Annotated in this window: 10 protein-coding genes; 6 read left to right on the forward strand and 4 right to left on the reverse strand. The window is 40.2% G+C overall.

All coding sequences use genetic code 11. From position 1 onward, the window contains the following. The first annotated feature begins 143 nt into the window (after positions 1 to 143). The 3 genes from AB4140_RS05950 (at position 144) to AB4140_RS05960 (ending at position 3,565) form a co-directional block, all read left to right on the forward strand. Positions 144 to 647: a VC2046/SO_2500 family protein gene (locus AB4140_RS05950; RefSeq protein ID WP_372000138.1), complete on the forward strand. Its 504-nt coding sequence runs from the start codon at positions 144 to 146 to the stop codon at positions 645 to 647. 199 nt (positions 648 to 846) lie between these two features. Then, positions 847 to 1,134, forward strand: coding sequence for a DUF406 family protein (locus tag AB4140_RS05955; RefSeq protein WP_102435554.1), 288 nt, complete (start codon positions 847 to 849; stop codon positions 1,132 to 1,134). 253 nt (positions 1,135 to 1,387) lie between these two features. Beyond that, positions 1,388 to 3,565 (forward strand): bifunctional diguanylate cyclase/phosphodiesterase, encoded by a 2,178-nt coding sequence (locus AB4140_RS05960; protein ID WP_102435552.1) that lies wholly within the window; start codon positions 1,388 to 1,390, stop codon positions 3,563 to 3,565. Positions 3,566 to 3,592: 27 nt separating this feature from the next. Here the strand turns inward: AB4140_RS05960 and AB4140_RS05965 are convergent, their stop codons facing one another. Together AB4140_RS05965 and AB4140_RS05970 are read right to left on the reverse strand one after the other, a co-directional pair. Beyond that, a complete protein-coding gene (locus AB4140_RS05965; RefSeq protein ID WP_102435550.1) occupies positions 3,593 to 4,075 on the reverse strand; it encodes a YchJ family protein in 483 nt (160 codons plus the stop codon). Positions 4,076 to 4,203: 128 nt separating this feature from the next. Beyond that, positions 4,204 to 4,752, reverse strand: a complete 549-nt coding sequence (locus AB4140_RS05970) for a nuclear transport factor 2 family protein (protein WP_241900987.1) — start codon at positions 4,750 to 4,752, stop codon at positions 4,204 to 4,206. 186 nt (positions 4,753 to 4,938) lie between these two features. On the opposite strand from AB4140_RS05970, the gene smrA reads away from it, so the two are divergent. Beyond that, complete coding sequence (gene smrA / locus AB4140_RS05975) at positions 4,939 to 5,529, forward strand: DNA endonuclease SmrA (RefSeq protein ID WP_102435546.1); 591 nt, start codon at positions 4,939 to 4,941, stop codon at positions 5,527 to 5,529. Between the two features lie 113 nt (positions 5,530 to 5,642). Here smrA and AB4140_RS05980 read toward each other — a convergent pair whose 3' ends face one another. Continuing rightward, positions 5,643 to 7,526 (reverse strand): M2 family metallopeptidase, encoded by a 1,884-nt coding sequence (locus AB4140_RS05980; protein WP_102531115.1) that lies wholly within the window; start codon positions 7,524 to 7,526, stop codon positions 5,643 to 5,645. A gap of 193 nt (positions 7,527 to 7,719) precedes the next feature. On the opposite strand from AB4140_RS05980, the gene AB4140_RS05985 reads away from it, so the two are divergent. Continuing rightward, the gene (locus AB4140_RS05985) at positions 7,720 to 8,361 is read left to right on the forward strand and encodes a TetR/AcrR family transcriptional regulator (RefSeq protein WP_076541009.1); all 642 of its coding nucleotides are present in this window, start codon (positions 7,720 to 7,722) and stop codon (positions 8,359 to 8,361) included. 12 nt (positions 8,362 to 8,373) lie between these two features. Further along, positions 8,374 to 10,650, forward strand: coding sequence for an acyl-CoA dehydrogenase (locus tag AB4140_RS05990; protein ID WP_102435542.1), 2,277 nt, complete (start codon positions 8,374 to 8,376; stop codon positions 10,648 to 10,650). 205 nt (positions 10,651 to 10,855) lie between these two features. Here AB4140_RS05990 and pyk read toward each other — a convergent pair whose 3' ends face one another. Further along, the gene (pyk, locus tag AB4140_RS05995; RefSeq protein WP_102435540.1) at positions 10,856 to 12,295 is read right to left on the reverse strand and encodes a pyruvate kinase; all 1,440 of its coding nucleotides are present in this window, start codon (positions 12,293 to 12,295) and stop codon (positions 10,856 to 10,858) included. Positions 12,296 to 12,388 lie beyond the last annotated feature (93 nt).

Below are 12,388 nucleotides of genomic sequence, written 5' to 3' on the forward strand. Positions count from 1 at the left end.
GGCCACTCGGGAACCCCTCCTCAATTGCGGCGGCAATAGTAGTCACGAATTAAATATAAGTAAAGGAAAAATCGAAAATAATGCTCAAGTATTTGTTTAAGTGGTCGATAAAATATCAACCTAGATAAATTTGATGTAATTATATGCAAATTGAGTCGCCATTAGTCAACGAACTGCAATTAGGCAATCGCCTTAATGATGCAGTTGAACACCATAGAAGAGGCGAATTCGCGCTACTACTTTCTATGTTGTCTAATGACGCTTGCGATATGTCGCAATTTCAAGTCGATAAAAATTTATCCATTGATGAAAAATTATATAAACAGTTACATATTCCTAAACCCCAAGCATTAGTGTGCGATATATCTCAGCAACAGGCGATTAATCATGCCGGTGATTTTTATGAAAGCGGTTTAAGCCAATTTCATTTACAGCAGGCGTTAAAACCTGAAGCTGTAGTGACGCGGGGAAAATATGATGAAGATTTGCAAATCACCTTAGCGAATTGTGATCTACTGACTAAACTTAAGCACCAACAATTAGTCCCAGATACATCAGCTCTAGCGCAAAATGAATTTCTTGAGCAATTAACCATACAAAGAAAGATGAGCGAAACCCTAGCATCACAACTTTATGCCGTTGCCTAGTTAATGCAGGTGCTTAGTAAATGCCGTGGCAGTGATTAAGCCGTTAATTGAGTTAGTTGCTACTAAGCGTTAAGCGCCCGCTGGTTAGACAGCCCCAATTAGGTGTATTACTGATTGGTAATATTGTGAGGCATATAAAAATTTTATTTCAGTTTTTGGGCTATGCTGACGTTTTAATGTGTATTGATAGGTGATAAAAGTGATAAAAACGATTACTAAGCAAGAAGTACAAGTCAGTGACAACTGTAATGATTGTGGCAGCTTTGTCGATATTGGTGCTGTTATCGAAGAAGAAGATACACAACTTATCTTGCAAGTTGATGGTGAAAACTTTCAGCAAATTGCAGATGACTTAGTTAGCAAAGCCAAAGAACGTTTTAGCAATGTCAAAGTACAGCAGCAAGTAACCGAGCAAGATGTGGTGGTTACTTTTGAGTTTGACGTTACGGTAGAAAAAATGATTTTCCAATTAGAAAACGGCCTTTAATTAGTCGTTTCTATGAGGTGTTGAAGGTTACAACTTGCTGTTTTAAAATAGGAAGTGTAACCTTCATTTACCGAAGTTGAGTAAAATTCAACATCATGATTTTGATAATAACATTTTTGTAAATATCTCTTTTTAGCAACACTTCTTAACATTTTTAGAGTGTTATTAACGGCTAAGTTCCGTTATTTTAAGTAGAAAAAACCTCCACAGAAAGAGGTTTACCCGACTGTTAAGTTGTCCTTTGGGAATAATAATGAAGCAAACTGAGCAACAACATTTATTAGAGTTAATTGTAAACTCTGTCGCCAAAGAACAAGGCGACTTTAAACAGACCTCAGAGTTAGTCTGTAAATTACTACTAAAGTTTTTTAATGCTAGTAGCGTTTCAGTTATTTCATTACGTAACAAGTCACTAAAGCAAGAAATCATTGCTTGTCTGTCTGCTGATGACAGCCTAAAACAATTAATTTACCAACACCGCAACGATAATCTTGTTGCAAATGCCTACTTTGATGATATACGCCGTTACCGTCATATTGTCAGTGACAGTTCTCAAACTGACACCCGTCTGCAGGGCTTAAGTGCTTATTATAAGCAAGCCAATGTTCACGCAAATTTAGATGTTGCCATCCGTATCAATGGTCATATAGAAGGGCTATTGTGCATTGAGTTTGAACATCCTCTAAAGCTAACAAGCGATCAAATACAATTTGCTTGTCAATTTGCCGATCAATTGGCTTTAACCCTTGCCACCCGCTATGCCTACGATAAAGATGAGCGAATAACACTATTTCATAGTGCTACAGAGCAAGCTAAGCATGTATTGATGCTTATTAATCTTAAAACCCAAATTATTGAATATATAAATCCAGCTCATGAAAAAATGACTGGCCTAAGTCGCGATATTGTTCAAGATAATCAATTAGTCAGCTTAGATTTTTTTCGTGGCAAACGAGAGCTTGCTGATGAAATGACCCAAGCGTTAATCAATGGCAATGTGGTAGAAGGTGAAAGTGAGCTAACTCGTCTTGATGGCTCGAACTACTGGGTGCAGTATCAAGCCAACCGCTTTGTCACAGAGCAAGGAAACGATTACGCCTTAGTGTCATGCCTTGATGTTACTGCTCAGCGTAAAAGCAAAGAGCAGCTTGAGCATCTTGCTTGGAATTGCAGCCTCACCGGCCTGAGTAATCGCCTTCATTTTACTCAGCAATTAGAAAGGCTCTCACAAGGCACGTTGATCCTTATCGACTTAATGGGCTTTAAGCGGTTTAACGATACCAATGGTCATGAGCAAGGCGATGCCTTGTTATCCGAAGTCGCTCGACGATTAAAACATTTTGCTAACAGCCATGATGCTATTGATGTGGCGCGAGTCGGCAGTGACGAATTTGCAATGATTTTACCGCAATTTGATGCTGCTGAATTACTCGAGAACAATATTAATAAGTTATATCAACAATTACTGGTCACCTCGGTAATTGGTCGTGAAAAAGTTGACCCTAAAGCGGCGCTAGCCATTGTTGATATAGCTGCGGTTGCAGATCAGTTTTCACCACTATCCTGTGCTGATATTGCTCTGCAGTACGCGAAAAAGAAGCCATCACTGAATTACCAAGTCTTTAATGATGACTTATTAGCAACCTTTAAAAATAACGCCGAAATAGAGCGAGATTTACAAACCGCGGTACGTAACAGGCAATTTGAACTGTATTATCAGCCACTGATGGATTTAAAAAATCATAAATTTATTGGCGCAGAAGCATTAATCCGCTGGCATCACCCCAAAAAAGGTGTGCTTTACCCGGGGGCATTTATTGATATCGCTGAACAAACCGGCATGATCACTGTCATTGGCGAATGGGTATTGGAAGCGGCCTGTAAGCAACTTAACTTATGGCAGCATAAGAATGTTGATATCGTCATGCATGTTAATGTTGCTGCAAGGCAATTTTTCAGTGGCAATTTATTTGAGCAAGTTTGGAGCTTAGTTACCCGCTACCGGATTAAACCACAAAGCTTAATTTTAGAAATTACTGAAACTGAGTTAATGGGAGATATTCGCCATGCAACCCGACTTTGCCAAGAATTAGCCGATTTAGGCGTTGGCTTAGCCATCGATGATTTTGGTACAGGTTACAGCTCTATGCGTTATTTAAAGCAGTTTCCAATTACTAAGTTAAAAATCGATCGCTCATTTATTGCCGATTTAACCACCAGTCATCAGAGCCGTGAAATTGTCAGCGCCATTATTGCTATGGCCAAGGCGTTAAATATATCCCTAACAGCAGAAGGGGTTGAAACCAAGGAGCAAGAGCTGTTCCTTGAAGATAGCTGTTGCCATCACGCACAGGGTTATTTATACAGCCCAGCCATAAGAGAAAACGAATTTTCACAGTTTATTTTTGAAAAAAATGAAGTCGTGCATTAGCACGACTTGTTGTTTTTTGATGGTGTGTTAGCCTGTTAACTTCATGCAGCAGGCTTTAAATTTTTTACCACTATGGCAGATACATGGGTCATTTCGCTTTGGTAAATCCGCGTTAAATTGCTCACCAGTGGTGTAAAACCACTTAGCGTCTTCTCGAACAAATTGTGATTTTTCATAGATCGCATCGATTTCACCGTCATGATAAAACCAAGCTTTAAAGGTCACCGTTGCCGTGGCGAGCTCATCTTGTGGCTCAAAATTAATCACCTCTAATCCAAGCCATCGAGTAAGCTCAGCCCCTTGAGACAAATCATTAATAGATAGGCCGCCGCGATAGTTAGCATGATGAGTCTCGATTAAATAGGGATAGTGTTGTAATACAAAGGCGCAATAACGCGAGCGCATCAGGATCTCAGCTGTGGCTGCAACTTGAACATTACTGTGGTATGGCTTACAACAATCTTCATAAGTTGAATCACTGCCGCAGGGACAATGTATTTTAGTCGTCATAGTAGCTGTCTTTTAAATGCAATGAGTAAAAATGGGTTAAAAAGTGTTGAAGGCTTATCTTTAATGGCTTAAAGCACTGATTATTAAACTGGTTAATAAGAGTTTTAAACTAGTGGCTTTAACAATTGCTATGGAATTCGATGTTCTGCTTCAACGGGTACAGAACCCACTTCAGCTTCATTTTCAACTGATATTGATTTAGCTTCAGTATTGAATTGGCGACCATAATATAAGTTAGAAATGGGTTTTGCCGAATAGTAAAGCTCAGGGTTCATTTTGGTGTTTGAATCAACAATAAACTGCCATTGATTGTTAGTATCTTTTTGTGACACAAAAACAAATTTACCTGAAAATACACTAATTTGATCGCCTGTTTCTTTTTTAGGGTGGAATCGAACCAAATAAAAGCCAACGTCAGTAGCACTATCGTTAGTTAGCTTTCTATTGATGACTCGAAAATCGACTTCAATACGGGCTTCTCTTTTAGCAATTTTTTCAAAAAAATGCTGATAAAGTTCAACTATTTGTGGTTTACCGGTAATGATACCTTGATTTGGTGTTTCAGAAAGGTACACCGCATCATCGGTATACATGGTCTCGATGATACTGATATCTAAATTTTCAAAACCTGACGCAAAAGTTTTATAGTTTTGGTTTATGATTTCGTTATCTGTCAAGGTCACAGCTTGATTGAAAAAACTGATTAATGAGAAGCAGGCAATAAAAAATATTTTATAATGAGGCATGCAATTATTTTGCTCTTAGTGATTCTAACAATAGTCATTACGACAATGGCAACACTATAAATTATTCGGTAGTGATACTAAAGTGGATAATCTTTACAAAGTGTGTAGGAACCAATAATGAATAACGATGACAGCGCACTGTTTTTAGCAGAAATGGCAGGGGTAAAACCCATTAAGGCCAGTGATAGTATTTTTAGCTTCGATTCCGACATCGCAACAGAAGCGCAATTAGCCAGACGAGCTGCTGCAGCGCAGAATGAGTACATTAGTAAACTTACTGTAGATCCGATGATGATTAGCGCGGTAAAACCGGAAGACATGGTGAGTTACAAGCTTGATGGGGTTCAAGATGAAGTGTTTAGTCATCTGCGGCTTGGTAAATATAAATATCAAACAGTGGTTGATTTACATGTTTATCGCTTAGCTCAAGCGCGGGAATACCTTATCGAGGCGATTATCAAAGCACATCATCGTGGTGAGCGTAATATTTTGGTTATTCACGGTAAAGGCTTTAAAAGTAAGCCATACCCAGGGTTAATGAAATCAGCAGTGTGCCAATGGTTGATGCAGTTAGACGAAGTGCAAGCCTATCATTCTGCTACTCGTACTCAGGGTGGCACCGGTGCAGTATTTGTTATGCTGGTTAAATCCGCTCAGCAACGAATTGAGGCAAGTGAAACTAATCGTAAAGGAAGCGGTTTTAGGTAGTCTATATTATCGGCATCACATAGCGTTATTACCCTTATAATAAGGCCTACTCACTAAAACAGTCAGTGGGCCTATTTGTTATTGGCAGTTCATTTCAAACAGCTAACGATGAGTTACCAACCGCATTGACGGTTTTGTTGGCTATTTTGCTTATCTAACCACACTTGTAATGGCGCAAAATAATCGAGTACCGCTTTAGCATCCATGTTTTTAGTGCCAGTGACGATATTTAACGCTTCAGGCCACGGCTGACTTAAACCTGACTCAAGCATTTGATTAAGCTTATCTCCGGCGTCTTTATTACCATAAATACTACAACGGTGCACTGGGCCTTCATTACCGGCGATCTCACATAATGCTTTATGGAACTGGAATTGAAGTACGTGGGCTAAAAAGTAGCGTGTGTAAGGAACATTGCCAGGGACGTGATATTTAGCGCCCGGATCAAAGTCTGCTTCAGTACGTGCTATAGGCGCTTTAACGCCTTGGTATTTTTCACGTAAATCCCACCAAGCTTGGTTATATTGAGCTGGGCTAATTTCGCCATTAAATACTTTCCAGCGCCATTGATCGATCATCAAACCAAATGGCATGAAGGCAATTTTATCAAGGGCTTGACGCAGTAACAGTCCGATGTCTTTTGATTCATCAGGCACTTCATCTAATAGACCGATTTGTTTGAGGTAACTCGGCGTAATTGATAGCGCAATCGTGTCACCAATGGCTTCATGGAAACCGTCGTTTGCAGAACCTTTAAATAGGTGAGGTTGGTTTTTATAAGCGCGCTGATAATAGTTGTGACCTAATTCATGATGAATAACGGTAAAGTCTTCGGCGGTTTTTTGAATACACATTTTAATGCGAATATCGTCTTCGTTATCTAGATCCCAAGCTGAAGCATGACAAACGACATCGCGATCTTTAGGTTGCACAAATAATGAGCGAGTCCAAAATGTTTCTGGTAGCGCTTCAAAGCCTAATGATGAGAAAAACCCTTCAGCTTGCTTAACCATTTTAATTTCATCATAGTTATTGGCCGCTAAAAGCTCGGTAACATTGTAGCCAGGATCTGCATCATCAGGGGCGACAGTATTGTAAATGGTTCCCCATTGCTGAGCCCACATATTACCCAATAGATGCGCAGGAATAGGACCATTATCTGGTGCTACCTCGTCTCCATATTGCTGATTTAGTTCGCCACGGACATAACAATGTAGTGAATCATATAAAGGTTTAATATCACCCCAAAGTCGGTCTAATTCGGCTGAAAACGCCTCAGGCTCCATATCATATTGACTACGCCAAAGTTCTGATAAATCGCTAAAGCCTAAATCTTGCGCGCCTTCATTAGCCAGCTCAACTTCACGTTTAAATAATGGACGCATAGGTTTGGCTATTTCACGCCATCCTTGCCATGCTTCTAATAGCACCGCAGGATCTTGAGATTCAGCCATCAAATTTGATAATTCTGGCTGGGTTAAGCAGCGACCATCGGCAAAACAGTATTTCCCTTTACCGTATAAGCCATTCAGTTCTGAGCTAATTTGTGCAAGCTCAGCGTTTTTAGCAGGATCTAATGGCGCAGGTAATACCAAGCTACTTCGTAAAATATGTAACTTGCGGGCGTTAACAGGATCTAATTCGACCTTGGCATATTTAGCCGCTTCGGTGGCAAAGCCAACTGACATCGAAGTCATTTTTTCACTAATTGCAGCAGAAAGCGCAGCAGTATCTTCAGTGATAAAATTGCTATAAACCCATTCGGTGCGTGCGCCTTCTACAGAGAGTTTGGCCAACTGTGCTTCAGCATCATTAATAAATGCGATTGCTGAAGCGCTATCAATTTTGGTTGTTTTTTCATTTGATTGGCTAGCTGGTGGCAGAGGATTTGTGGTGGTTAAATTAATCTCTTCATCCATTTGTTGGCAGGCTGAAAGGCCAAGCGCCATTGAAATAACAACAGCGATAGTAGACGGTTGTTTAAAAGTTAACTTCATCTTACAGGTTTCCTTATTTTTATTTTCGACGACAGTTTACATAATTAACTTAAATATTGCATTTTAGTTGCAACTTGGCGTGCAAAGGGTTGGTGCTATTGTGTTGAGATGTAATAGCTACAAGAAATTAGATTGACAACTGTGCGCTCAATGTTTAATTTAAACGAGTGTTTTAATTGATTTGGGTCATGGAATGGCAGGCAGAACAGATACAAAAACAAGAATATTAGATGCTGCTGAAAAACTTTTCGCTGAGAGGGGCTTTTCAGAAACATCTTTACGTCTAATTACTAGCAAAGCCGAAGTTAATTTAGCTTCAGTTAATTATCATTTTGGTTCAAAGAAAGAGCTGATTAGAGCCGTATTAGCACGCTATTTAGATGTGTTCATGCCAAGTGCAGCTGCTGAAATAGATAGATTATTTAAAAATCCACAACTAGCTAATTTGAATGAGATATTTTCATCTCTAATTAATCCATTATTGGAATTAAACCAAGTAAGGCAGGGTGGAACAACGATATTTCTGCAATTGTTAGGTCGTGGTTATATCGAAAGTCAGGGCCATTTAAGGTGGTTTATCACCACGCATTATGGTGATTATTTAAAAGTTTTCGTTAAAGCGGTATCAGAAAGTGCGCCGCATATTCCGCCTGCAGAAATGTTTTGGCGACTACACTTTACCTTAGGGACCATAGTATTCACCATGGCTTCAGCTGATGCACTTAACGAAATTGCAGAAGCTGATTATGGTGAACATAATGATACTGAAGCAATCATTCGTAAGGTGATTCCATATATGGCCGCTGGTGTTTCAGTGCCAATTTTAGCTAAGTAATAAGGGATTAACATGACTGTCGTTATACTGGTTTTAATAGCACTTGCTGTGTTATTTGGTGTGCGTAATTTAAGGATGCGATTTATCACGCGTCCGGTTTTTTCGTTTTTTAAGAAAGTACTTCCGCCATTATCTAGTACTGAAAAAGAGGCGATGGAAGCGGGTGATGTGTGGTGGGAAGGTGAATTGTTTGGCGGAAATCCAAACTGGAACACGCTTCACAATTACGGTAAACCCCAATTAACAGCAGCTGAGCAAGACTTTATCAATAACCAAGTGCAAACAGCGCTGAGTATGATTGATGATTATGACATTGTTCACAACCGCAAAGACTTACCACCTGAGTTATGGGATTACTTCAAAAAAGAAGGTTTTTTTGCATTAATTATTCCCACTAAATTTGGTGGTCGAGAGTTTTCTGCCTACGCCAACTCAACCATTGTCAGTAAAATTGCCTCTCGCAGCATTAGTGCGGCCGTTACGGTTATGGTTCCTAACTCTTTAGGCCCTGGTGAGTTATTAACTCATTATGGTACTGAAGAGCAAAAACAGCGTTGGTTACCTGCGTTAGCTAATGGTGATGAGCTACCGTGTTTTGCGTTAACTGGCCCAGAGGCGGGATCAGACGCTGGTGCAATACCTGATACTGGTATTGTGTGTCGCCGCGAATTTAATGGTGAAGAAGTATTAGGTTTAAGTCTTACTTGGGATAAACGTTACATTACCTTGGCACCTGTAGCTACAGTGCTTGGTCTTGCATTTCAAATGCGTGACCCTGAGGGCTTATTAGGTGATACGGTTAATCTTGGTATTACCTGTGCGTTAATTCCAACCGATCATCCCGGTGTTGAAATTGGTCGTCGTCATAATCCATTGATGATGGCCTTTATGAACGGCACCACAAGTGGTGAAGATGTATTCATTCCACTGGATTGGATTATTGGCGGCCCTCAGTTTGCGGGTAAAGGCTGGAGAATGCTGGTTGAGTGTTTATCTGCCGGCCGTGGTATTTCATTGCCAGCATTGGCAACTGCATCGGGTCATATGGCCACTAAAACCACAACAGCTTATAGTTATGTAAGACAGCAGTTCGGTATGCCAATTGGTAAATTTGAAGGTGTACAAGAAGCGCTAGCGCGTATTATCGCTAACACTTATCAATTAGAAGCGGCCAGATGTTTAACCACCACCGGTATTGATTTAAAAGTGAAACCATCGGTGGTTACCGCGATTGCTAAATATCACATGACTGAATTAGGTCGAGATGTGGTAGAAGATGCGATGGATATTCAGTCTGGTAAAGGTATTCAGTTAGGGTCGAAAAACTATCTCGGTCATGCTTATATGGCCAGTCCTATTTCTATCACTGTTGAAGGGGCGAATATTTTGACCCGTTCGCTGATGATTTTTGGTCAAGGGGCAACACGCTGTCATCCTTATGTATTGGCTGAAATGGAAACTGCGGCGATGGAAGATCAAAAAGCAGCCATTAACCGTTTCGATTCATTATTAATGGGCCATATGACTTATGCTATTCGAAATGGCGTCATGGCTTTCTTTAATGCATTAACAGCCAGTAAAACCAATTCATCGCCAGTTAGTGGTACCACTCAGCAATATTATCGTGATATGAGCCGTATCTCGGCAGCTTTAGCGATAATGACTGATTTAGCTATGTTGGTCATGGGCGGTGATTTAAAACGTAAAGAGATGATCTCAGCGCGTATGGGCGATGTGCTAAGTCAATTATACCTAGCATCAGCAACCTTAAAGCTGTTTGAAGATAATGGCCGTCAACAAGATGATTTACCGGCAGTGCATTATGTTATGACTGAAAGATTACATCTTGCCGCTAAAGCATTGGAAGAGGCTATTCGTAACTTCCCAAATAAGTTTGTTAGCGTATTGCTTAGAGTGATCATATTTCCATTAGGTAATCACTTTAATGCGCCAACTGACAAACAAGCAACGACCTTAGCAGATGGTTTCATGCAACCTTCGCCAGCAAGAGATAGGTTAACTTTCTTATGTGCTGATTTTGACGGAGATAGCAGCGGCATTGCTGAAGTTGAGCAAGCATTTACAGCTAAATATGCTTGTAAAGGTTTGTACTCTCGCCTTAAGAAAGCCCAAAAAGCGGGGACTCTTGATGCGAAACAGCCAATGGTTGACTTGTTTAACCAAGCTTTAGCCAATGACGTGATTAATCAAGCAGAGCTTGAGCAGCTACTTGATGCCAATGAAAAGCGCTTAGCTGCGATTCATGTCAATGATTTTGAAAGCCTATAATCGAAAGTTAACTGACGTTTGACTGTAACGGTCTAGCGTTACCTGAGGTTTGAATGTTAAACAAGTAATGTTTATGCCTTGGGTACTGTTAGCCTGAAATAATGACGACACACAATTTTCTAAATCAAAACACACATATTTAGCACATAAAAAAACCACCTAATCAGGTGGTTTTTTATTAGCTATTTGAAGCAATTAACTCATATTAAGCAACAACAAGTACTTTACAAGTGTTAGTGCCACCAACAGTTTCCATTGCATCGCCTTTAGTCATTAATACCATGTCACCTGATTTAAGGTAACCAGCAGCTGCAACCGCTTTTAACGCTTCTGATGCTAATGCATCAGCTGGGAAAGCTGTAGAATCAAACTGAACTGGCATAACGCCACGGAATAAAGCTAATTTTGCTAAGGTCTTTTGATGACGAGACAGTGCGAAAATTGGTAATGCAGAGCTGATGCGCGACATTAACTTGGTGGTTTCGCCTGATTCAGTCAAGCTGATGATAGCTTTAACACCTTTTAAATGGTTTGCAGCATACATAGTTGAAAGGGCAATGGTTTCTTCAATAGTATCGAATGTTTCGTTCATTCTATGCTTAGAAGACATCACTGATGGATGCTGTTCTGCACCAGCACAAACATTGCTCATTGCTAACACAGTTTCTTCAGGGAAGTCACCGGCAGCAGTTTCAGCTGAAAGCATCACAGCGTCAGTGCCATCTAGTACGGCGTTCGCTACGTCCATAACTTCAGCACGAGTTGGCATAGGGCTTGAAATCATTGATTCCATCATTTGAGTTGCAGTAATCACAACTTTGTTCAATTGACGTGAACGACGGATAAGTTTCTTTTGTACTGCAACCAATGCAGCATCGCCAATTTCAACACCTAAGTCACCACGTGCAACCATTACCGCGTCAGATGCTTTAATGACATCGTCCATCGCTTCATCAGTACCAACAGCTTCTGCACGTTCTACTTTTGATACAATAAGTGCAAAACTGCCCGCATCTTCAGCAAGCTTACGTGCTAAATCTAAATCAGCGCCAGTACGTGGGAAAGAAACGGCTAAGTAATCAACCTGAATTTGCGCAGCCGTTAAAATATCTGCTTTGTCTTTTTCAGTTAGTGCAGGGGCTGTTAATCCGCCGCCTTTTTTGTTGATGCCTTTATTATTAGATAAAGGACCCGCAACAGTAACACTAGTGAAAACTTTACGACCTTCTACAGATTCAACTTTAAGCTGAACACGGCCGTCATCAAGCATAAGAATGTCACCTATGACAACGTCATTTGGCAATTCTTTATAATCGATACCAACTTGTTTCTCGTCACCTTCACCTTTAGCAAGATCTGCATCTAAAATGAAAGTATCACCTAAATTCAACTGAATTTTTTTGTTATCTTTAAAGGTAGATACACGAATTTTGGGGCCTTGCAAATCACCTAATACAGCTACGTGAACACCTAACTCTTTTGCAATATTGCGAGCGTCAGTAGCACGTTTAAGATGATCTTCTGGTGAGCCGTGTGAGAAGTTAAGACGTACAACATTTGCACCAGCGGCAATGATTTTACGTAGGTTATCATCGCGGTCGGTTGCAGGTCCAAGTGTCGTAACGATTTTAGTTCTGCGGAACATAGGATACTCCGTTAATTTAAAAGAAAAAGAATTCGGTACTAAATATTATGGACTTATATTAACAGAGATTTTCGAATTATGTAGGAAAGTTAC

Origin of the sequence: Shewanella sp. 10N.286.51.B2 (genome assembly GCF_041469265.1) — a bacterium.
Taxonomy (GTDB): domain Bacteria; phylum Pseudomonadota; class Gammaproteobacteria; order Enterobacterales; family Shewanellaceae; genus Shewanella.

What these genes read in the sequence shown, in the direction of transcription:
- AB4140_RS05950 (WP_372000138.1), top strand. Translation starts at nt 144, where the DNA reads ATGCAAATTGAGTCGCCATTAGTCAACGAACTGCAATTAGGCAATCGC.
- AB4140_RS05960 (WP_102435552.1), top strand. Translation starts at nt 1,388, where the DNA reads ATGAAGCAAACTGAGCAACAACATTTATTAGAGTTAATTGTAAACTCT.
- AB4140_RS05965 (WP_102435550.1), bottom strand. Translation starts at nt 4,075, where the DNA reads ATGACGACTAAAATACATTGTCCCTGCGGCAGTGATTCAACTTATGAA.
- smrA (WP_102435546.1), top strand. Translation starts at nt 4,939, where the DNA reads ATGAATAACGATGACAGCGCACTGTTTTTAGCAGAAATGGCAGGGGTA.
- AB4140_RS05980 (WP_102531115.1), bottom strand. Translation starts at nt 7,526, where the DNA reads ATGAAGTTAACTTTTAAACAACCGTCTACTATCGCTGTTGTTATTTCA.
- AB4140_RS05985 (WP_076541009.1), top strand. Translation starts at nt 7,720, where the DNA reads ATGGCAGGCAGAACAGATACAAAAACAAGAATATTAGATGCTGCTGAA.
- AB4140_RS05990 (WP_102435542.1), top strand. Translation starts at nt 8,374, where the DNA reads ATGACTGTCGTTATACTGGTTTTAATAGCACTTGCTGTGTTATTTGGT.
- pyk (WP_102435540.1), bottom strand. Translation starts at nt 12,295, where the DNA reads ATGTTCCGCAGAACTAAAATCGTTACGACACTTGGACCTGCAACCGAC.